Below are 21,860 nucleotides of genomic sequence, written 5' to 3' on the forward strand. Positions count from 1 at the left end.
GTAACGAAGAATTAATGTGGGATAAACACATCATTTATGGCCGATGACAATCCACACTTGGACGCATAAAAAAGGGCCTCCGTTAGAAGGCCCAAAGACAAGGTACTACTTAAAGGTGAAGTTTACTTATTAACATTCCATTTTTGACGTGATGCGGCCATCAAGCCAAGCATCAGGATGGCAAGCCAACCCAAGCTACCGCCATCGCTCTCTTTAGTCTCTTCAACAGGTGGTGTTGGAGGTGTTGGTGGCGTAGGTTCTACACCATCAGAGTTCACGACTAAGTTAAAGCTCGTTTGCACCATGTCATTTTGATAAACCTTATCAAAGGCTTTCACTGTGACAGTGGTTGTACCGTGCCAATCTTTTTCGGGAGTGATGGTGACTTGGTTACCATTAACAACTGAGGTGATATGCGCGCCTGTGACTTGGATACCATTAGCGGTATTTTCTTTGTCTTGCACTAGCACCTCAAAACTGATGCTGGTGTTTTCAGCAACAGACATATTGCCGAGTGCACCTATCGCAAGGTTTGAAGGTACTTTGAGGCTTCCGCTAGAGGTCACACTACTGCTGCCAGTGTAATCACTTTTAGCAATAATCTGCAGATCTTGACCTACCGCTTTGGCGCCAACACGAGCCGAGAATGATAGTTCGATTGCTGTCGCTTCAGGCCCTGTGTAGTTAGCACAGACCACTAAGCCTTCTGCAATTTTCTTATCCAGATCGTTAAAGGCAAAGCCATCACCGATATAACCATACGCAGGGCCAAAGGTGCCACGTGGTCCATAGTAACCATGTAAACCAATTGAGCCTAAATGCGCTTTGTTACCGGTTAATTTGTCATAGGCAAAAATAAACTCATGTTCACCAGGGGCAAAATTAAGCTGAGTTGAGGCTAATAGCTCAAAACTGTAACGGGCATCGTAATCAGGATCATGGTTAATACCAAAGGCAAAATCCTGACGCATATTGTCCCATTCAACAATCAGATAACGTCGGTCATTGGTAACAGCAAGCGATACGCCGTCCATGCTTTCGGTATCCAAATTATATTCTGGGATGGTAACACCATCTCCACGCCATAACGGAGCAATCACAGTATCGGGGAAATATTGCTCTTCCATTGGATAGTGAGCAGCCCAGAACAGTGGTAGTTGATCGAGCTGAATAAATCCACCAGGAGAAATACTTAAGGTATCTTTGTGTGAATACTCTTCTGGATTGTTATACAGCGGGATACGATCAATACCAAATGCGCTTAATGGCACAGTTACCGTATCATTCACCCGACCAGCAATTGCCGCTTCAGACGCGATTCCAGCCTCGGTAAATAAATCCAAATAATAAGGATTTGAACCGATTGGAATTCGGCAGCTCTCATCGGTATCGCTCGTGGTGAAGAGATATTGACGTTTTTGCGCATTGCTCGCCTGTTGCATCGCTTTCAGGGTGATTTGCTGTGCAGCAACAGTCAGGCCGGCTTTAAGATCTTGGTTATTGCTGTTCGCTTTTAGCGTGTTAGGCAATAATTGCAAACCTTCGGGCAGTGTTAAGGCAATATTCACATCGCGCTCTAATCCGAGTAGGTTTGGTGCCATCAGCATCTTAACCTCAACAACATCGCCTTCTTTGGCTTGTTGTTGGCTGGTCGTGATACTGACATCATTGCCCTCATGCACTAAATGCACGGCCATTTTGCCAATGTTGCCAACGTTTTGCGCACCATTACCGACTTCAACCAAGCCGTATAAGCGATCACCCGCTTTACTGCCTGTGACAGACCAGTTCATTTGCAATTGGTAAGGATCGATACCATTGGTACTTGCTGGCCCTGTTACATTCAGTTGCTTAGTATCAGTGTCGGAGATAATAGCCAGACTCGCTTTAATGCTGTCTTTGGTATCAATCTCGTCTCCCCATGGGCGCTTAAAGTTACCTAACATCACCCAGTAACGGCCTGGCGTTGGATCATTGATCGCGCAATAGTCGGTAACATCGGTATAGGAGTAACAAATCGCCTCGTCATACCATTCCACTTTGCCGTTGCTATTCAAGTCCATACCAATATCTAAAGACGTTGATGCAGCATTATCTGCAGAGACTTCTTCCCATACGATGCGGCGAGTGCCTTCTGGTACGTCAAAGAAATGCACCGAAACACCCGGATTATTTTCCAATGTTTCAGGCTTTGTAAAGTCAACATAGGCGGCATTAAGTTTGTGCTCTGTGACTGTACCTGCGGTTAAGCCACTCACTTTGACATTCAGCGCGCTGATTTCTTTGGTCATCAACTCTGGTGTCAACATAGTGCCAGTATCGCGGTGGATTTTTCCTGCGACAATTTCAGGCAAGCTAGAGCCAGTAAAACGTGCCATTACGGGCAAGTATTGATCTGGCAAACTGGCATCCGTCGGTTTCAGGTCAATTTTACCAAACACTTCGTTTGAGGAAGAGTTAGCGTTGACAGAGGTTACATCGAGGATTTTCGCCGTTACCATAATACTTTGCTGCTCACCCGCTTTTAACTTAATCGTTTGCGGATAAACACTTAGCTCAAGGAAAGGCGCGCCTTCTGTGGTAATTTCGGTCGCACTCACGTTCCACTCACCGTCTGTCGTGGCAGTAAAGGTACGCATCCAAGTGCAGCTACTTTTACATTCCGCATTGACTAAATAAGGCACGTTTAACGCGGTCACATCGCCACCTTCCATGGGGTTGGCGGCGCGATAATTATCACCATTTTCATCCATCACCAGACCCGCTTTTACCGCTCTGGCTACGTTAATCACTCCGCTACCCATATCGTAGAAAGCTGCATCCACTAATTTTGGCGGATTATCGTAGGTTGGAGCTTTACCTAACACGGCGGTGGTCATCAGTGCCGACTGGATCATCGCAGGCGTCCATTGTGGGTGCGCTTGGGTTAATAACGCTAAAGCGCCCGCCACATGTGGACCTGCCATAGAAGTACCACTAATGGCTTCATAATCACTCGGTGAGGGATACAAGCTAAAAGGCATTTCGTCAGAATAAGCAGCAAACACGTCCACCCCGGGGGCTGACACGTTTGGCACCATTACATTGGGGTTAGTGCTACTTGGACCACGGGAGGAGAAGTCAGCTAACACATCGGCTTCGCGCTCAGTGGTGATAATCTTACCCGCAGTGATGGTGACTTTAGGCTCTGTGGTGTTGGCAATCCATTCAACAAGCTGATTGCCTGATGCCGCGTCGATGTGCATTCCAGGGATAGGGAAAGGGTTTAAATTTAGGCTATTCGCGCCAGTACCATCGTCCCAAGATACGGCGTTATATAAAATAATCCCACCTGCACCGCCCGCAGCAACGTTAACACCTTTCTGTACGCGAGCATTTTCACCGCGCTTACATAACACGATATCATCGCTATTGAATGTGCCAGCTGGGAAAGGAGCCAAGCACAGTGGATCACTATAGGTTGCGGCATCAACTAAACGGCCAGTGATATCTCCCGTTACGGCATAACCTGCCATTTTATTAGGTGCGTTTTCACCTGCAAAAGTGAGCGAGCCTTCAACAGGTTCAATTTGGCGACCATGGGTACTGGCAGCAACGGATGTTAACCAAGGCGAGACATGGTCGATATAGCCTGGGCCATAGCGTCCCCAGTTACCCGCCGAAGCAGCAACAGAGATCCCCGATTCACGCGCAGCTAAAAACGCCATTTCAACGGCATCGTACCAAGGCAGACTTTCAAGTCCACCGATAGAGAAGTTAATTACATCGACGCCGTCGATAATGGCATCTTCAATAGCAGCGACTAATGCATCGCCAGGACAACCACCGTAGTTTTCGCCATACGAACCACCACCGGGATAACACACTTGGTAGGCAATAATGTTGGCTCTTGGGGCAACGCCTGAAATTTCGGGGAAGACTAAAGAGGTATCAAAACCATCTGATTTTTCATCAGTTCCACTCAGTTTAAAGGGCACATTGTAGAGCACGTTACCCGCAACAGTACTGGCAGTATGTGAACCATGGCCGTTGTAATCTTCACCATTGGGTGGGCGTTTATAATCCACTTCCCACGGTGGCAGATCGGGTTGGAAAATCGGATCTTTATAGGTATCGGTAATCATATCGTAAGAACGTACACCGATAAGCTTACTGTTACACATCAAAGGATATTCTTGGCAGTCGCCCAGATAATTGCCTTCGCCTAATGGGTTGACGTGCTTATAACCGTCTGCCGAAACTGCGGCAAAAGAGGGGTGATCTGAGTTAATCCCAGTGTCGATAATACCGGCAATAATGCCCTCACCACGCATCGCAACGCCGTCGGGAGTGCTCGTGCCCTGCCAAATCATATCAGCGCCAATATGCTTAGGGCCGACATCGGTGAATAATTGATATTCCTTCGCCCGAGTCACCGCTTTAACATTGGGCAGCTTAGCCACTTCAGCGGCTTGCTCCTGAGTTAACACCATGGTCATACCGTTTAGTGCCACATTAAAGCGACGCTTTATTTCAGCATCTGGTGCAACACGCTTGATTTGGCTAGCGGTTTCATCCTGAGAGCGCGTTAAAAAAGCTTGGTAGTTTTTAACGGTTTTGCTCTTTAAATCGATTGTCCCAAAACGCTCATTAGAACGTATTGCGGGCTGATTGCTACGAGGCGACGTGGCGGCAAACTCAGGTCTATCACCCTGATAAAGTGAAACAGGAGCATCCATTAATTGAATAATATAGGTATGCGTTCCATCAATGTCCTTTTCCCATGCAAATGGCGCCTTATTGCTACTCCCATTTACAGCGCGATGGACGTTCATACCAATTTGACCCGGTCTATTAGCGCGATTCAAAGCCGGATGGGTTGGTTTATTTTTATTGGCTAATATTTGTTCGGGTGCCAGCTTGATACCAATAAGTTTTTGCTCGGCTTGGTTCCTATCTAAAGGATTGGCAACTAACGTCCCTATTCCGGTCGCATATAGCGCCGCAAAGGTCATTATGCTGATCTTCTTCAATTTCATTACTCATTCCTTGTTAGATTTATGTTGCAAATTTGTTATTTGCAGAATGAATAGTTACCGTCAGCAATACTTTAAAGCCAATGCATTTTACGTATCAGTTGATGACAAAAAACTATACGAGAACAGCGCCAAATAATTAAAAAATCAAAACAAACACTTACTCATAATTGTTAATTATTCACATGAAGATAAAGATACAAATTGTCACCAACGTCTACTTGTCGATACTGAGCCACAAGGGTATGTTGCACACATGTTGTAATTACTTGACAAATAACTTGTGATTGAGTTTAAGCATCTTAAAAATTTCCAGATTTTAGCCAAAGAGCGTAATTTTCAAAAAGCTGCCCAAAAATTAAATCTTGCTCAACCTTCATTAAGCCGAAGCATTCAACGACTCGAACATATACTGGGTACAGAGCTGTTGCTGAGGGGAAATCAATCAACTTCTTTAACCCCTGCTGGGGAGCTCGTTCTCAGCCATAGTCAGCATATTTTGCAAAACGTCGAAGCCCTTCGAAAAGAATTACACTATATGCAGGGTAAGAGCAGTGGCTATTTATCAATAGGTGCAAGCCCTGTACCGGCAAATACCATTCTAGGGCCGATTCTCGGACGTTTTTTTGAGCAATACCCAGACATTCATATCGATCTCGAAGTTGGTACCTGGCAACAACAACTGGAAAAATTGCTACGCGGAGAACTCACACTATTAATTACTGATGTTGAAGGTGAGATTATTGGCCACGAAAGCTCGATACAATCCTTTAATTTACCTTCTTTTGAAGCGGTTTTTTGTACCAGAGCTGGACATCCGTTGACGTATTTAGATCGCTTAACCCTAGAAGATATTCGTAAATATCCACTCGCCATACCCAAAAACTTACCTTATGGCGTCAGTGAACAATTTGGCGATCTGTTTAATAAATATCGCAATGACTTTTCGGGATTATTACATTACGATTCTTTCCCACCGATAAAAGGCGCCCTATTACACTCTCAAATTGTCGCATTAACACCACAAATCACCTTATTTGATGATGATATTAAGCATGCGGTACGAGTGATAACCCCCATCGATATGCCTAAACTAAACGTATTCTTTAGTGTGGTAATGCTTAAAAACCAAATCAGTGCTCCCGCAAAACGCCTTTTAAGTTTGCTACTTTAAGTGATATTTGGATTTACTACGGAAGATACAGCGCACTGACATTAAAATGAGTATTAAAATGAGCGTTAAAAACAAGATAACACTCGATTAAGCTATAGATAATTTTTAGCCATACATTCTGTCAAATATAGTTTATTAACCTTGGCATTTATTACGAATGCAGAATTAGTTACGCTCAGTTAAATGATCAGACAACGGTAAGCGTAACGCCAACCACACCTTGCGGTGTGGCTGGTGATCAGTAAGGCAGGAGTTGCTGTAGTTTCTCTTGGGTGTTGGCTTTGGGTAGCTCGGTTAATAAGCGGCATAGGTAATCATACGGCTCCAGTCCGTTGATTTTTGAGGTCTCGACCAGGCTGTACAGTGCCGCACTGGCTTGTGCTCCCGTCTTGGTATTAGCGAACAACCACGCCTTGCGACCAATCACGAACGGTTTGATGGCGCGCTCCGCACGATTGTTGTCGATATTCAGACAGCCATCATCCAGATAGCGGACAAGCTTGGGCCACTGATTCAGGCTATACGTAATAGCCGCTCCCAGTAAACTTTCTTTCGTGACACTCTCGCTTGATTTATCCAACCAGCTTTTGAATTGCGCGAGCAACGGCTTGGCTAGCGTTTGCCTGGCTTCATATTTCTTATCAGGCGGCGCAGTTTTTAATTTACTCTCCAGCGCATAGAGTTTCTGGATATGGTTAAGGGCCACATCGGCCTTACCCGTTTTGCCTTTGCCCTGCGCTTTTTGGGCTTCGACGAACTTGCGTCTGGCATGCGCCCAGCAGCCGACTAAGGTTGCGTGGGTTTTCTCATATCCGGCATAACCGTCGACCTGCAGATAACCGTTAAACCCCGCCAGGAAGTCGGTGGGATGTTTACTGCTGCGACTATCCTGATAATCAAACAGCACGAGCTTGGGGCCGGTACTTTTTTCTAAGCCACAGCCATATACCCACATATAACAGGTGCTTTTCTCAACATCCAGCACATTAACCGTGGTTTCATCTGCCCACAGCACGGGCTGTTTCAGAAGCTCAGCTTTCATTAACGCCAGTAACGGTTTCAGTTTCTCTGCACAGCTTATCAGCCAGCGGCTCATCGTTTGACGGCTAAGCTCAATACCGGCCTGATTAAACAACTGCTCCTGACGATAAAGCGGTAAGCCATAGTGCATTTTGCTGCTGATGATTTGGGCAAGCAGACTCGGTGTGGTCATGCTCTTAGGGATAACCGCCGGTGGCACATCGGCAATTTTAATGTCGACCTTGGTGTCCGTGGTTTCACACTGCCGGCAGCTGTATTTCAGCCGCACGTTTCTGAGCACCCGGATTTGTGCCGGTACGAACTCGATTTGCTCACTGACTTCCTCACCCATTTGATGTAGCGCATGGCCACAGCAAGCACAGGTTTTATCGTCAATGTCATGGATAACATCAACGCGCGGCAGCTCAGGGGCAATCCGTGGGCGGCGTGGCTTAGCAGCTTTCTTAGCGCTCTCGGTCGTCTGAGTATCTGGCTCTGTCGCTACTGACTCGTCTTCAATAAGCTGTTCGGCCTCATTTAACACCTCGCCTTCACCTTCATAGGTTTCACTGCTGGGGCTAAATTTCTGGTACTTCTTCAGGTTGTAACGCTCCAGCAACTGCTGCAACTTGTCCGACAGTTGCTGGTTAACCCGCTCTAATTTGGCGATGCGTTTATCTTTTTGCGCCAGTTTGCGCTCAAGCTTTTGCGTCTGCTCAAGCAGCATTTTCTTGAGCAGTGCAACGTCATCAGGTAAGGATTGAGGTGTCTTTTTCATGGCCGCTATTGTAACGGCCAATTTAGCTAAGTGCTTGGTAAAATTTAGATTGTTTTGGATGCGATCATAAGGATTTATAGCCGATCGTCATATCAGCCCACACTCTGGTAATGCAGTGGCTGATGGGCGGTGATTTTTTGGATATCGACACCTTGCAACAGCCAATGCCATTGCTGCTCGCTAATAGACAGTATTTTGCCAGGCATCTGCCGTGGCCAGCGGAACTTGTCTTTTTCAAGCCGTTTGTACCACAGGCAAAACCCGGTGCTATCCCAGTACAGTACTTTTAACCGGGTACGCTGCTGATTACAAAACACAAACAGTGCGCCGCTAAATGGCGAGAGCTGCATCTCTTGCTCGACCAGCAACGATAAGCCATTAATGGATTTACGAAAGTCGACCGGCTGTTTATGCAAATAGACCTTAGGCACATCGAGGAACATTTTCATGGTCAGAGCGCTCTTAGCAAGGCTGCTAACCACTGTGCATCGGTGCCGGCTGGAAACTGCAATTCGATATCGCGCTTGCGTAGCAAAATGGATTGATTCAGCTGCAAACCCTGTGGCGTCAGCTCAACAAAGCCACCGTCATCATCCTGAAACGCCAACAACTGACGCTTGCGATAACTAAAATATGTAGGAATGATGCCCTGACGTTTTGCAAATTCAGTTTGGGTGAGACCACTTTGGGCTTGCTCGGCAAACAAGGCCAGCCATTGTTCTTTGGTACGGTGCATGATGATTACCCTGGCAGTTGATAATGGCAGACAGGGTAAAGTTGATCAGTTAGGATTGGAATGTGTGGTTGGCGTTACGCTTACAGACAACGAGGAATAGATATCCTTACCGGACAAGATTTTGGACAAAAGCGAGCAACTTGTTGCCAGTCGAGCGCCCTACGGGCGCATTTTTGATGGCGACCGTTAGAAGCTTTGAACATAACTCAAAATTTTATTTGCTTTATTTATCGCTAAATCTTTAAGCTTAGGATCGGAAGCTATATCAAGCCTATATTGAAGCCAGGAACATATAAACCTTTTAACTAATTTATCAGCATCAATAAAAATTACATCTGAAGATTTACTGACACTGCATTTTGCAGACCCAGTTGTATAAAAAATTTTCTTTGCGCTAGCAGTCGCTTTTATGTTGTGTCGTGATTCAGCAGTTGCTGTATGCACTAAACCACATCTCGCAGCCCATAAATCGTCAGCAGTGCAGTCCAGATTTGTATCAGGGTCAATATATCTTTTAACCCAATCCTTGAAATGTGCTCCATTTGATTCATTGCCAGCAAACGTTAACCAAGCCATCTGGTCAATAGCTGCGAAAGTTAGCGTAAGCATCGCTTCAACATATCCATGCTGATGTAGAAGGTTTATAGCTCCAATCGTTTTTTCCTGAAACGAATCCAAATGTTGCATATGCTTTCCTTAGCCTCTAAGGTCTTAGTATTTTTTCGCATGCGCATTTACCTCATTAGAACAATGAAAACACGCAAACTCATGAGTATAAAAAGAATAAATCTAGCCACCCAATATAAATCAACAACATAATGTACTTTACGTTTGTCTACAACTTGTAAGATCTAAAAATTGCCTAAATGAGAGAGCAAAAGTCACAGGGGCAGTATCTGAGGCAATAAATTGAGTTAATTCTTTCAAAAATAGAGTGTTTTATACGAGGTAAGTTATCCCATCGTGTTTTTGTGAAAAATAAGTCGGCCACCCATTTTAAATCAAAAACATAATACACTTTTAGGTTACCTACAACCCGTTCTGGCTCAAATGGTTTGAACAAGAGCTATCAAACGTGGCTAGGACTGAATCTGAGGCAATAAATTGAGCTAATTCATTCAAAAATGGTGCATTTCAGGCATGGCAAGCCATCCCATAGTGATTGAGAGATATTAGGCGGTGATTATTTTCGAAGTTATACAAGTCGTTGTCAGTTGCAGCGCAAGTGCTGGCAGCTTGATGCAAAGTGCCGTCGTCGCTTTTCGAGATGTTCGCAGTAATCGCTCAGTTCTTGCAATGTGCCTACTGGACCGTGAAATAGTTTGCCAAACTCGGTGGTCAGTTTGAGCCAGTTCTTATGGGGGATATTAGCCAATAAATCTAGCCACCCAATATAAATCAACAACATAATGTACTTTACGTTTGTCTACAACTTGTAAGATCTAAAAATTGCCTAAATGAGAGTGCAAAAATCACAGGGGCAGTATCTGAGGCAATAAATTGAGTTAATTCTTTCAAAAATAGAGTGTTTTAGACGAGGTAAGTTATCCCATCGTGTTTTTGGGATGCAAGGTAAGCATTGCTTTCGAAGTAATATAAGCAGTTATCAGTTACTGTGAAAATGCTGACAACTTGCAGCAAAGTGCCGTCGTCGCTTTTCGAGATGTTCGCAGTAATCGGTCAGTTCTTGCAAGGTTCCCACAGGACCGTAAAATAGCTTGCCAAACTCGGTTGTCAGCTTAAGCCAATTATCATGGGGGATATTTAATCTGTTCAGTATCTTACCGCTACTTTCACTGATGCTTCCACGTTTATCGTTGCGAATAATTCGGCCTGTATCATCCACCAATTGAAGGTAATCGGTTAAGGAAAACGCAATGCCATTGGGTTGGTTGTCGCACTCGTTACCAATAAATGGCAGGAGATTGCTCGGCTGCTCACCTTTTAATGCGGCCCGAATACGTAGTTGGATACTGGTATGGTCGGATTGTTCTAGTGTATCAGCAAGTTGCGCTCGAATCGGATTCAAATCAACATAGGCCATACAGGCTAATACCGCAGCTTCATCGAGTAGGGCTTGAGATTTAAAACGACCTTCCCAGAAACGACCTGTACAGTTATCCTCTTGATTTGCTTGTCTTGCAATTGGTTCGTTGAGGCAGCGCATAAACCATGAAATATCACACAAACGACTACGATAAAGGGCGATTGAATGCTTTAATCTGCTCACCTCATGCGCTTCAACCAACTCACCTTTTGCGAACTTTTGCGTTAACGCATCGCCTTTAAACAACTTATGCCACTGCTCAAGCACTTCGCGGTCAGTCCAGTGATTTGCCGTCTCGATATCGACTCGTAGCACCAGATGCAGATGATTCGACATCACCGCAAAGGCCGCCACATCAATAGCAAAAACCGCTTCAAGTTCAAACAGTAGCGATTCTACCCAAGCGCGGCGATGGTCATAGTTTTTACCCGAGTAACTATCATCGCCACATAAAAAAGCCCGCCGAACAACTCGGCTACAGCAATGGTAATAAGGCGTGTCTTCAAGGCTTATCTGGGTTCTACGAGGGCGCGGCATACAAACCTCCTTGTTTAATGCTTAACCAAAGCATAGTCGGAGATTAACTACCGCGCGATTCGCGCGATTAAGGTTGGGTGTCCGATTGTCTGCGTGCCTGCGTCTCCGATTGCCTGGTGGGTGAAAGACACCATCGAACTCAGTCAATACAACCAAATCGGTGCGACAGTGCATGAGCAATTACCCAAGGATGCGCTTGTTATTATTGGGCTTACCATAGATCCTGAACTCGAGTCAGAGCTCGAAATCATGGTGATTGCAACAGGAATTGGATTAGAGCAGACAGCAAAGCCTGATCCTGTGCAGATTGTTGATGATAGCTATATCAATGTGCATGATTTTATTAAACGTCCAGCCCTATATGCGCCAGAACCGCTGCAAGCTAAATACGATGTGGATAATTTGCAAATCCCAACTTATCTACGCCAGCAAAAGCCTTCAACGCATTAATTAACCTGAACTCGGGATAATTATGCATGATGCAAAAACACCACGTCTTTATCTATCACTTCGAGCCGCCAGCCGTAATGCTCGGCGAGCCATTGAAAGGTGGCTTCGGAGTAAAAGTTAATATGAGTGGGATCATTTTTATAATGCCAAGCGCTAAATGCCGTGGGATTAAGCACTCGCTTGGTCATCACGGCCAAAATGCCTTGAGGTTTGAGCATCCCCTTCAACAGAGTCAGCAAAGCATAGGCATCACTCACATGCTCAATAACTTCGGTCAGGGTAATAAAATCGTATTGCCGAGTCAGTAACTCGGGGTGGTTAGCGTAATAAAGATCGTAGTTCTCGACCCGATAACCCCGCGCTTTGGCCATCAGACTTAAGACTTTGCCTTCACCACAACCAAAATCGAGCCCTAACGCCGATGGGGTAAAGCGGGTCAACAAAGGAGCGAGAGTTCTATCTAAAAACTGCTGATAACCGAGGTCCTGTGGGTGATTTTCGTGCTTGTCATATTCGGCTTTTTCGGCTTCAGAGCTTAGATAAAACTCGGCGGGGACACTCACCAAAGCACAGCGCTGGCATTGTTGGTAACAACGACGTTTATCTTGATGATAAGCCACTAAATCGGTGCTATGGCACAGCGGACAGGTATTCAACAGCAGTTCCTAAAAAGTCGTAAGGCAAACGGCAGAGATTGCCTTTAAATAGATCGCGATTAACAGCTAAGGTTTAGGGATTTTACGCTCTTTGGCCGCAGCTTCCTTGGCTTCTTGCAGATATTTTTGCTCACGGCTTTCCCTTTCATCAAATTGCTTTTGCGCCTTGAGCTTTTGTTGCACTTCCCAATCCTGCGGATTGGTTTGCTGTTTTATTGTTTCTTCCCGTGCTGAGGTTGTTTTGGCTGCTTGGCGCGCCTTTTCAAGTTGCAGTTGTTCAATCCGCTCAGAGTCGATACGCGCCTTATCAGCCCTTTGCTCCAAGGTTAACCGAGGTTTGGGTTGTTCAGCCGCCACGGAGAACACCGCGGCGAGACACATACCTAAAACGATAGTTTTGACTAGTCTTTGCATCCTACACCTTCTCTAGAGTCCTTAATTCACAAATGGCCAGGCCAAACTGAGCCTGCATGGCAAAACATAGCATAAAACATTATTTTGCCGTGATGAGTTAGCATGATTTTCGCTGAAGTAAATCAAATGAACCTATCTTAAACTGTTATTTTTTAATTTATATTTGAGCAAAACATCGATTCGGTTTATTTTTAACCCCATATGAATGATGTACGATTTGATATAAACAAAAACTAAGGGAAAGGATGTGACCTTAATCTGTGTCACCGAGGGAGTATCCTAATGATTCGATGGCAGCACTTGCTAAATAAACTCACAACAGATGATCCGCTGTTGCAAGAGAAAATCTCTATTTGGCGAGCCCATCCCCATAAAACACCCCTCGCGCTGATCCAAGGCTTTAGTTTTATTAGCGCAAACAGTGCCACCTTAGACTACTTTGGTACTGAATATGACACCTTTGTCAATGCCACACCTTATGATTTTTCCCCTAGAATTCAATCATCTGGGCGTAACAGTGTTGAATTTGCGCGGGAGATGATCCTTGAAGCCGTCTCGGGGGTTAATGTCGAATTCAGTTGGCTCCACCTTAATCATCAAGGGAATGAACTGCCCACCCGAGTAAACCTCTATCGTTGTTATTTACAGCAACAACCTGTTGTACTGGTCGAGTTACAAGCATTAAACCGTAGAACTCAAGTCAGGCCAGCCATTGCCGATGGTTTTGCCCATATCCCGAAAGAAATCCTCTCGACAACCTTGGAAGAAAGTGCCGAGGCCGTTTATATCACCGACACCGACAATAAGGTATTGGCGGTCAATAAGGCGATGTGTCGTATTTGTGGCTATAGCGCGGAACAATTAATCAATAAAACGCCCGATTTTTTAGAAGCCAACCCGCTTAATCTCAGTGAACAAAGCGAGTGTTTGCAAGCCTTAAAACAGCGCGGGTTTTGGCAGGGTGAAGCCTTAAAACAACGCTCAGATGGCAGCACGTTTCCCGCATGGCAGAGTAGTCGGCGCATCGCTGCGGATGGCATTCAATATCATGTGAATATCTTTAGTGATATCAGCACCAAAAAACTGCTCGAGACGCAACTTACCACCCGTGCCATGTATGACACGTTAACGGGGTTACCAAATCGTTTTCATCTGAAACAGATACTTAATGGCGCACTTGAGAAATTAAAAGACGATCCTCTCGCCCTCGGCGCACTGATGTTTTTAGACCTCAACGGCTTTAAAAATATCAATGACAGTTTTGGTCATTCAATGGGCGATAGAGTATTGCAACTGGTTGCTGCACGCTTAGAAGCGGGTTGCATCGAAAAAGCAGATATTGCCCGTATGGGTGGGGACGAATTTACTTTAGTACTACAAGATTGTTGTTGTAAGGAAGAAATACAAGAGTTCGCAGAGCAAATTTTAAGTTTATTCGACAGTCCGTTCGAAATCGAAGGGCAAAAGTTTTTCCTCGGTACCAGTATTGGTATCGCGCTGTTTCCTACACACGGTGATCAGGCTGGCCAACTGATTAGTTTGGCCGACACCGCCATGTATTGCGCAAAGAAGAACCAGCCTCATTTAGTGTTTTATGATAAAGCGATGAGCCAAGCCGCTGAGCTTAAATTAAAACTCATCAATAATCTCAGGCATGCCCACAGTTTAAAGCAGTTTAAACTCGCCTATCAGGCCATTGTGGATTTGCACACCAACACCCCCATTGGTGCAGAGGCACTACTGCGCTGGCAAAAGTCTCCCAGCGAGCATTATGAGGCAGCTGAGTTTGTGCCTTTATTGGAGGAAACGGGGCTCATTGTCAGCATAGGACAATGGGTACTCGAACAAGCCTGCAAGCAAGCATCACTATGGCGCGCACAATATCAGCCCGATTTTAAGATTTCGGTTAACGTCTCTCCGTTGCAATTAGAGCATGTAGACTTTGTCGGCCAAGTCGTCAGTGCGCTGGAAATGGTCGCCCTTCCCGCTGAAGCCTTAATTTTAGAAATCACCGAATCTGCACTGCTACGCCAACCAGAACAGGCTCGCTATACGCTAGAACGTATTAAAGCCTTAGGTGTAGGCATTGCCATTGATGACTTTGGTACTGGCCTTTCTTCTTTAAGCCGCTTAGGTACCTTGCCCATTGATAGTGTCAAGATTGATGCTGAGTTTGTTCTACGTTTGAATGATGTATCAGGCCAAAAACTCTGCCATGCCATTGTGCAATTAGCACAGGCGCTCAACATCCACTTTGTGGCAGAAGGCATTGAGACACAACAACAAAAAGACATTATTACCCATATGGGACAAGGCTTTGCCCAAGGCTTTTTATTTGGTTATCCAAGTTATGTTGAGCAGTTTACTCAGTCCTATTTAGCCGAGAAATACATTGCTTAAATAGAGACAATTAAAGGCGCTTAAACACAGTGACTGATTGTTTATTAAGATAATATAGATTGGCTATCGATAGGCTCGATAGCCCTGCCAGCACACCATAAAATATGGAATCACTCCCCTGCAAAGCAATTGGCTGGCAAAGCTATCTCATCATTTGCCGTGCAAATGAATCGTCACTATTAAACCTTGTTTTACGTTACGTTAGCGTGATCTGAATAAGATTTTAACTATTTTAATTCGTACAGAGTCTCAAAAATGCAAAAAATGAAAATCACTTGTCGCAATTCTAAAAAGTGAAATTAATCATAGCGCAACCTCACCTCTGCGGGCATCGACTGCAATCGCATCGCAACCATAGCATCAAAGGCGACCAATAACGGGTTCACATCTAAACCCTCATCAAGCGCTTTTAACATGTAAGCACACGCCTCTAAGGTTGAGAGACTATCGCTGCGGCTTGATTTGCGGATCTTGTATCTTGACGTATAGCCTTCGGCCAAATGCACTGCCGGAAATTGTGTTAACCATGGATTTAATTGCAAGATTTTAAAGGCTTTTCGCCAGGTTCCATCGATTAATAGCAACACACAATCAGCGCATATAGACTGACTTTCAACACTCGCGCTCCGCTCTGAGGGATATACAAGATAAACAGGGCACTGACATCGGCTTAATTGCTCTCGCAGCGAGGCAAAATCCGCTTCAGACTCACCCACATACACTTGAGTATTGGGTATCACTAGGCTTAACACCCTAACACTATTCTTTTTATGTTCGACTTCAGCGGGGTGCTGTAATACCAACAACTGCGTCTGCGGTTTTATCTGCTGTACATGGGAGCATAAGCACGCATTGATTGGATAACAGCAAGTAGGGCAATAGTGGCGGCTCAAAGCGAGTTCTCGATAAACAATTTCTAGCAGTATAGCAGCTTGAATTATCAAGAATCACATCCAGTTTACTGGTTGAATCTAAAGCATTATTGACAATAAATTAACAAAGTGTATCTTCCGCTAACAGGACGCAACGACTGATAAAAGTCTCCACTACTGCCGGAAACCGCTCTCAGTCAGCATAACAAAAGGAAATGCAATGCTTATTAAAAGACTTAACCTCGCCCTTCTATTTGCTCTTGCCAGCTCAACAACCTTCGCCGCAACAGATAATATTTATCAGCACGATGCAAGCTTAGATTACGTTAGCTCAACGGAAGAATTCAGTGAGGGTACTTGGAATGCGGGTTACCGCTATTACTTTACCGCGGTGAGCCAAGAGACGACTCCCTATGCACTTAGCGGATTTTTAGCGCAAACATCTAATATTGGTGCCAAATATGCTGGTTTTGAGGGCGACTTAGATGCTTATGGAATGAACGGCCAATACGTGTTTACCTCCAAATGGTTTGTAGGTGCGAATTACCAAAATCTAGGCACAGACTTATTTGACAGTGATACTTATGGTGTCTCAGTAGGTTATTACTTCAATTCAACTTCAAGCGTTTACTTGGGTTATACCAAGAGCGACAAAGACTATGATATTGGCTTTGATGACAGAGCGAGTGCAGACCTTGATACCTTGAGCCTCGGTGTTCGAAGTTTTCTTCCATTACAAAGCACCGCAGGCGTAGATTTAACCGCACAACTCTATTTTGGCCAATCGGAGTTCACGGTAAAGAATACCCCTAACGGCGATGTCAGGGACAGCGATGAAACCACAGCGCTTATGTTGTCAGCAGATTGGTATCTCACACGATCTTGGTCTGTAGGCGCCAATTATAGCGTCCAAGAAGAAACCGACCCTTACGGTATCAACACAACATATCATTGGCGTATTAGCGATTCATTTAGTGCCATCGCCCGCGCCTCAAAATCCTTCGAGCCCGATGAAGATGGCGTTAGTTTAAGCTTGGGAATTAACGGTCGCTTCTAAAAAAATGCCCGTAGCTATGGTCAAATAAGCTACGGGCAAAGGGTGTTTCTTTAATTAGCCGTTTAGGGCGTATTAATGCTCTGCGGCTAATTGCTCTTGGTGCCAGTGGTCGAATCGGCTTAACGCCATCATTGACAGTAAGCCGATAGAGAAAAATCCCATCACTAACGCCACCGCATAGGGTGCAGTCAGGCTTGTTTGCTGAACTAGGCCTGCGATCACTGATGCGCCACTCATTTGGATAAAACCTAACATTGCCGTTGCCGTTCCCGCTCGCTCGCCAAAGGCAGAAAGCGCCATACTGGTTGCTGGGCCTAACAAGAATGCAAAACCAATACACAACAACATCATAGGCAACATAAAGGCAAAAGCAGCAGCCATTCCTACACTCGGGCCAAAGGCTTGCGCTGTGACAATTAATATCGCCGAGAGCACCAGCAGTGCTAATGCGAAGATCGCGGTGGGACGATTACCTAATTTACGGATCACTACTGGCGCAACAAAACAAGCGGCAATATTGACCAATGCATTCAATCCAAATAACCCACTAAAGGCCAGCTCGGATACCCCTAAATGGCCAATAAGCCACACGGGTGAGTAGGACACATAACTTAAAATCGCCGCCATAGCTGACATACAAGCAAAGGCATAGAACAGGAAATGGGTATTGCTCAGTACGGGTTTATAACGGCTCCAACGGTACAAAGGTCCAGTACTCACGGTATTGGCTGGGCGAGTTTCCGGTAAACGGTAGCCCACCAATAGCATCATCAAAATCGCGTACAAGGTCATAAATACAAAGGTTGATCGCCAGCCAAACTGCATGGCCAATAGACCCCCTAAGGTTGGCGCCAGAGCAGGGATCACGCAAATAGCCCCATTTAAGTAACTGTAAATCTTGGCGCCTTCTTTTGGTGAGTAACAATCGCGCACTGCACTAAAGACCACAATGGAGGTCGAACAGGCAGCCAAACCTTGTAATACCCGGGCAATTTGTAACCAATGGAATTCAATCGCGGCGGCCGCAAGCAAACTGCTGGCGCCATATAACAACACGCCAAAGAGTGCCACAGGGCGACGACCATAACGGTCTGCTAATGGGCCAATCAATATCTGCCCAACGCCCATAGCAAATAAAAATAATACCAGTGTCGACTGCACTTCGCTGGCAGATACGGCGAACTCTGCCGCCATGGTGGGCATAGAAGGTAAGTAAATATCAATTGCCAATGGGCTGAGTAGCACCAAAGACATCAAAATAGGTAACAGATTGCGCCGCATAACATGTATCTCGGTTTAACAGTAAAAGGTATTTCAGTGGGCGGTAGTTTAAATAACTCAAGGTATGAACAGAAATGGTATAATTTCCAAAGTGAATTTCCTTTGAGGAATATCTATGAATCTCGACAACTTAGCCAGAATCGACCTCAACCTACTGGTGATATTGAAGGTTTTGCTCGAAGAGCAAAGTGTCACCCGCGCAGCGAGCCGATTACACATTAGCCAGTCGGCATTGAGCAAGAGCTTGAATCGCCTGCGAGAAACGTTAGATGATCCCCTATTCCAACGTACTGCCCATGGCCTAAAACCCACAGCACATGCGCTCAATATTGGACAAAAGCTGCCGAATATTCTGCAGGACTTATATCAACTGACTCAGCCACCGACGTTTACTCCAGCCAGCAGTAATCGGCAGTTTTCCTTTGCCATGGTCGAAAGTGCCTACGAAACCTTGATCCCCTATTTTATAGGTCCACTATTAAATAGTGCGCCCAATATCAAGCTCGATTCCTATGTCTGGACCGAAAAATCTATGCATGACTTGCAGCAAGGGCAAATTGACTTTGGGATTTCAGGACGGGATCTACACCCACTCTCAGATTCACACACTGACCGACTGCCAGAAGGCATTGCCTGCCAAACCCTGTTTACCGATAGACAGGTATGTTTGGTGCGCCAAGCTCATCCCTTGATGGCCGCTCTCACCTCGCCCCAATGGGATTTATCCTTGTACTTAGAGATGGCGCATGTGCAAGTGCGCTGTGAAGGGAGTGATTGGTGGGCGCTGGATTATTTTCTGGCAGACCTAGGGCACAGGCGCAAAATTAGCACCACAGTACCAGATTTTTATGGCGCGGCGAGTGTTTGCGCCCACAGTGATTTGATTTTTACCTTACCTTCTAGCTTTGCCCTACATGCCTGTAAACTCTATCCATTAAAGCTGTTGCCTTTACCCTTTGAGTTTATGCCAATGGCCTATGTGTTACTGTGGCATCAACGTAATGATGAAGATCAAGGCCATAAATGGATGCGCGACACTATCTGCCAAAGTGTCGAAAAGCTGATGCTGCCGAAGGGTTAATTGAGTGACCAATAAACAGCCCAGAACACTGACGTATTCTGGGCTGTTTTATTCAAGCAAACTTACAGAATAAACGTCGCGACCTGCGCATTAAGATCATTAGCACGCGCCTTTAATGCCTGAGCTTGGGTCAGATCCGACTTCGCTGCTTCGGTAATTTCGTCGGTCACATCCTTAATGGCCACCGTATTTTGAGTGATTTCACCCGTTACTTGGGTTTGCTCTTCAGCTGCGGTCGCAATTTGGCCTGCCATATCCGAAATCACATGTACGGCTTGAGTAATCTCCTCCAGTGCCTTCGCTGCGGCATTAGCATCTTCAACACTATGACCCGCTAACACTTGACTGCTTTCCATCAAACTCACCGCCTTCGCCGTTGTACGTTGCAGAGTTTCAATGGTCGCATGTACTTCTTGGGTCGAATCTTGTGTTCGGCGCGATAACACCCGCACTTCATCGGCCACCACCGCAAAGCCACGGCCCTGCTCACCCGCACGGGCAGCCTCAATCGCCGCATTGAGGGCTAACAGGTTAGTCTGCTCAGCAATCCCTTGAATTGTCGCTAAAATGCTAGAAATCGACTGAGCGTGACGACTTAAATCTTCAATGACCTCAGTTGCTTGAGTGACTTCATCCGCTAAAGAATTAATCGAACTACGGGTCTTATTAACTAACTCTTTCCCTTGGAAGCTGCTCGCTGCTGATTGCTGCGCAGCTGTAGCGGTATTTTCCGCATTCGCGGCAATTTCATTAGTAGCACTTGCCATTTCGGTTACTGCGGTCGCGACCATGGCAACTTCTTGTTGCTGGCGCTGTAATTCGGCCACGGCAATATGGTTAGTTTTGAGGCTACGCTCTGCGTCCGCATCCAGTTCACTTGCCAACTGACGAATATGGCTGATGAGCTGATGCTGACTGCCGACAAATCGATTAAAGCTGTCGGCCAGTACGCCCACTTCATCTTGCGTATCAACCTCAATACGTTGGGTTAAATCGCCATTACCATCGGCAATACGCGCTAGCGCCTGCGATACACGTCCAAGCGGACCTAGCAATAGATTCACTAACCAAGAAATTGCCAATACGCTCAGTAATAGCATTACGGCCGACAGCCCCAATTGGGTCAGCAGTAAATTGGTTAATGGCGCCTCAAGCGTCTCTTTGTCCAGTACTATCACTAATTCCCAATCGGTATTGGGAATATCGACACCCCAAACTAACTTATCGCGGCCTTCGTTTTCGAAATACATTGGCAGCCATGTGCTGGACTGACGGCTCTGCTGGGGTAAATTATGATTAAGGTCGTTGTCAATATCGCTAACGGGTTTCATCGCCTTAGAGGCATCTTTGTAAGCGATGACAGTGCCATCTTTGTGCAGCATGATTGCATGACCATTGGCTGGTAAGGTCATGCGATTGACACTTTCAACCAAACTCGCAATCGACAGGTCGCCCCCAACCACACCTTGTGAAACCGCCTGCGCCATAGTGACCACTAACACATTGTAAGCTACGTCAACATAAGGTTTGGTGAGAATAAGACCGCGCTCATTTATCGCTTGTTTATACCAAGGGCGCGCTCTCGGATCGTAACCCGTACGGTCTATGCTTGGATCGGAGTCCAGCATCTGCCCCGCTTGTGTACCGTAGTAAGTGAGTTGGAATCGCCCCGAAGCTTGCGCCTGCTGTAATGCATTTAAACTGTCACCTTCAACTTTAACGGCTAACGCCCCTACGATATCCTGACGCCCAGCTAACCACTCTTGAATGCGCTCAGCCTGTTGATCACCCAGTCGCTGCACCTGCTCCAAACTATTTTGCAACAACAATGACTTTTGACTGGAATAACTTTGCCACGACAGCAAGCCAATCACGAGGGAAAGCGCAATCACGACCGAAATCAGGATCTTTTGTTTAAGCGAGTATGAGTTCATGTTGGTATCTACGGTTTTACAGCTTTGAAGGAAGAAGTGGTAAGACTGGCTGGCACTTACTGTAATAAATTTACAGTGTTAGCAAAAACCAATCAAAAATTCGGCTAAATTTTCGCACATGTTACAGCGCAAACAAAGAATCACTCGTCACCAAATTAATAAATAATTAAGCAAAAACATAAAGATAACCAATTAAAACCTGAGCAATACCAAATAACAACCCAAAGTTCACATCAACCACAAGCCACCAACAAACTAAAGTCATGGACGTAAAAGAACGTAAATTAACCCAAATTAACGTGACCCAATCCGTTTATTTATTGCACACTGAACGTCCATAACATTGGGGAAAGAGGCTTCTATAACATAGCAATTTGACCAAGCCCGTTATCAAATACTGGGCGACTC

The 21,860-nt window shown here is 45.5% G+C and carries 16 protein-coding genes and 1 pseudogene; 5 read left to right on the plus strand and 12 right to left on the minus strand.

Going from position 1 to position 21,860, the window contains the following annotated elements; genetic code table 11:
* Nucleotides 1–122: 122 nt before the first annotated feature.
* The gene (locus tag FJD32_RS25290) at nucleotides 123–5,018 is read right to left on the minus strand and encodes a S8 family serine peptidase (RefSeq protein WP_099457265.1); all 4,896 of its coding nucleotides are present in this window, start codon (nucleotides 5,016–5,018) and stop codon (nucleotides 123–125) included.
* Between the two features lie 280 nt (nucleotides 5,019–5,298).
* Here FJD32_RS25290 and FJD32_RS21330 point away from each other — a divergent pair, with 280 nt between their 5' ends.
* Entirely contained in the window at nucleotides 5,299–6,189 is an 891-nt protein-coding gene (locus tag FJD32_RS21330) for a LysR family transcriptional regulator (RefSeq protein WP_050991407.1), read from the plus strand.
* Between the two features lie 238 nt (nucleotides 6,190–6,427).
* Here FJD32_RS21330 and FJD32_RS21335 read toward each other — a convergent pair whose 3' ends face one another.
* The 6 genes and pseudogenes from FJD32_RS21335 to FJD32_RS21360 form a co-directional block, all read right to left on the minus strand.
* Nucleotides 6,428–7,987 carry an IS66 family transposase gene (locus FJD32_RS21335; protein ID WP_088585667.1) on the minus strand — a complete coding sequence of 520 codons (1,560 nt, stop codon included), beginning with the start codon at nucleotides 7,985–7,987 and terminating at the stop codon, nucleotides 6,428–6,430.
* A 92-nt stretch (nucleotides 7,988–8,079) separates the two neighbouring features.
* Nucleotides 8,080–8,436, minus strand: a complete 357-nt coding sequence (gene tnpB, locus FJD32_RS21340) for an IS66 family insertion sequence element accessory protein TnpB (protein WP_057786146.1) — start codon at nucleotides 8,434–8,436, stop codon at nucleotides 8,080–8,082.
* A gap of 2 nt (nucleotides 8,437–8,438) precedes the next feature.
* Nucleotides 8,439–8,723 (minus strand): hypothetical protein, encoded by a 285-nt coding sequence (locus tag FJD32_RS21345; RefSeq protein WP_088585668.1) that lies wholly within the window; start codon nucleotides 8,721–8,723, stop codon nucleotides 8,439–8,441.
* 186 nt (nucleotides 8,724–8,909) lie between these two features.
* Nucleotides 8,910–9,410, minus strand: a complete 501-nt coding sequence (locus FJD32_RS21350) for a hypothetical protein (RefSeq protein WP_099457264.1) — start codon at nucleotides 9,408–9,410, stop codon at nucleotides 8,910–8,912.
* A gap of 523 nt (nucleotides 9,411–9,933) precedes the next feature.
* A pseudogene (locus FJD32_RS21355) lies at nucleotides 9,934–10,101 on the minus strand (transposase); the annotation flags it as partial.
* A gap of 228 nt (nucleotides 10,102–10,329) precedes the next feature.
* Nucleotides 10,330–11,307: a hypothetical protein gene (locus tag FJD32_RS21360; protein ID WP_055647308.1), complete on the minus strand. Its 978-nt coding sequence runs from the start codon at nucleotides 11,305–11,307 to the stop codon at nucleotides 10,330–10,332.
* A 93-nt stretch (nucleotides 11,308–11,400) separates the two neighbouring features.
* Here FJD32_RS21360 and FJD32_RS21365 point away from each other — a divergent pair, with 93 nt between their 5' ends.
* Nucleotides 11,401–11,757, plus strand: a complete 357-nt coding sequence (locus tag FJD32_RS21365; protein ID WP_226770055.1) for a hypothetical protein — start codon at nucleotides 11,401–11,403, stop codon at nucleotides 11,755–11,757.
* Between the two features lie 20 nt (nucleotides 11,758–11,777).
* Here the strand turns inward: FJD32_RS21365 and FJD32_RS21370 are convergent, their stop codons facing one another.
* Together FJD32_RS21370 and FJD32_RS21375 are read right to left on the minus strand one after the other, a co-directional pair.
* Nucleotides 11,778–12,413, minus strand: coding sequence for a class I SAM-dependent methyltransferase (locus FJD32_RS21370; protein WP_099457262.1), 636 nt, complete (start codon nucleotides 12,411–12,413; stop codon nucleotides 11,778–11,780).
* Nucleotides 12,414–12,479: 66 nt separating this feature from the next.
* Nucleotides 12,480–12,827: a hypothetical protein gene (locus FJD32_RS21375; protein ID WP_099457261.1), complete on the minus strand. Its 348-nt coding sequence runs from the start codon at nucleotides 12,825–12,827 to the stop codon at nucleotides 12,480–12,482.
* A 282-nt stretch (nucleotides 12,828–13,109) separates the two neighbouring features.
* Between FJD32_RS21375 and pdgA the strand changes: the two genes are divergently transcribed.
* Nucleotides 13,110–15,227 (plus strand): diguanylate cyclase PdgA, encoded by a 2,118-nt coding sequence (pdgA, locus tag FJD32_RS21380; protein ID WP_099457260.1) that lies wholly within the window; start codon nucleotides 13,110–13,112, stop codon nucleotides 15,225–15,227.
* Nucleotides 15,228–15,526: 299 nt separating this feature from the next.
* Here the strand turns inward: pdgA and FJD32_RS21385 are convergent, their stop codons facing one another.
* Complete coding sequence (locus tag FJD32_RS21385) at nucleotides 15,527–16,120, minus strand: tRNA-uridine aminocarboxypropyltransferase (protein ID WP_099458482.1); 594 nt, start codon at nucleotides 16,118–16,120, stop codon at nucleotides 15,527–15,529.
* A 199-nt stretch (nucleotides 16,121–16,319) separates the two neighbouring features.
* Between FJD32_RS21385 and FJD32_RS21390 the strand changes: the two genes are divergently transcribed.
* On the plus strand, nucleotides 16,320–17,156 hold the full coding sequence (locus tag FJD32_RS21390; protein WP_099457259.1) for a putative porin: 837 nt from the start codon (nucleotides 16,320–16,322) through the stop codon (nucleotides 17,154–17,156).
* 72 nt (nucleotides 17,157–17,228) lie between these two features.
* Here FJD32_RS21390 and FJD32_RS21395 read toward each other — a convergent pair whose 3' ends face one another.
* Nucleotides 17,229–18,437 carry a multidrug effflux MFS transporter gene (locus FJD32_RS21395; protein WP_037423563.1) on the minus strand — a complete coding sequence of 403 codons (1,209 nt, stop codon included), beginning with the start codon at nucleotides 18,435–18,437 and terminating at the stop codon, nucleotides 17,229–17,231.
* A 115-nt stretch (nucleotides 18,438–18,552) separates the two neighbouring features.
* Here FJD32_RS21395 and FJD32_RS21400 point away from each other — a divergent pair, with 115 nt between their 5' ends.
* Nucleotides 18,553–19,518, plus strand: coding sequence for a LysR family transcriptional regulator (locus FJD32_RS21400; RefSeq protein ID WP_140907490.1), 966 nt, complete (start codon nucleotides 18,553–18,555; stop codon nucleotides 19,516–19,518).
* A 62-nt stretch (nucleotides 19,519–19,580) separates the two neighbouring features.
* Here FJD32_RS21400 and FJD32_RS21405 read toward each other — a convergent pair whose 3' ends face one another.
* Nucleotides 19,581–21,452: a methyl-accepting chemotaxis protein gene (locus tag FJD32_RS21405; RefSeq protein WP_055647304.1), complete on the minus strand. Its 1,872-nt coding sequence runs from the start codon at nucleotides 21,450–21,452 to the stop codon at nucleotides 19,581–19,583.
* Nucleotides 21,453–21,860: the final 408 nt, after the last annotated feature.

This window comes from Shewanella sp. LC6, from assembly GCF_006385735.2.
Taxonomy (GTDB): domain Bacteria; phylum Pseudomonadota; class Gammaproteobacteria; order Enterobacterales; family Shewanellaceae; genus Shewanella; species Shewanella xiamenensis.

Bases quoted from the DNA above. Each gene is read 5' to 3' on its own strand.
- FJD32_RS25290 (WP_099457265.1), bottom strand. From the start codon at position 5,018: ATGAAATTGAAGAAGATCAGCATAATGACCTTTGCGGCGCTATATGCG.
- FJD32_RS21335 (WP_088585667.1), bottom strand. From the start codon at position 7,987: ATGAAAAAGACACCTCAATCCTTACCTGATGACGTTGCACTGCTCAAG.
- tnpB (WP_057786146.1), bottom strand. From the start codon at position 8,436: ATGAAAATGTTCCTCGATGTGCCTAAGGTCTATTTGCATAAACAGCCG.
- FJD32_RS21345 (WP_088585668.1), bottom strand. From the start codon at position 8,723: ATGCACCGTACCAAAGAACAATGGCTGGCCTTGTTTGCCGAGCAAGCC.
- FJD32_RS21350 (WP_099457264.1), bottom strand. From the start codon at position 9,410: ATGCAACATTTGGATTCGTTTCAGGAAAAAACGATTGGAGCTATAAAC.
- FJD32_RS21360 (WP_055647308.1), bottom strand. From the start codon at position 11,307: ATGCCGCGCCCTCGTAGAACCCAGATAAGCCTTGAAGACACGCCTTAT.
- FJD32_RS21375 (WP_099457261.1), bottom strand. From the start codon at position 12,827: ATGCAAAGACTAGTCAAAACTATCGTTTTAGGTATGTGTCTCGCCGCG.
- pdgA (WP_099457260.1), top strand. From the start codon at position 13,110: ATGATTCGATGGCAGCACTTGCTAAATAAACTCACAACAGATGATCCG.
- FJD32_RS21390 (WP_099457259.1), top strand. From the start codon at position 16,320: ATGCTTATTAAAAGACTTAACCTCGCCCTTCTATTTGCTCTTGCCAGC.
- FJD32_RS21395 (WP_037423563.1), bottom strand. From the start codon at position 18,437: ATGCGGCGCAATCTGTTACCTATTTTGATGTCTTTGGTGCTACTCAGC.
- FJD32_RS21400 (WP_140907490.1), top strand. From the start codon at position 18,553: ATGAATCTCGACAACTTAGCCAGAATCGACCTCAACCTACTGGTGATA.
- FJD32_RS21405 (WP_055647304.1), bottom strand. From the start codon at position 21,452: ATGAACTCATACTCGCTTAAACAAAAGATCCTGATTTCGGTCGTGATT.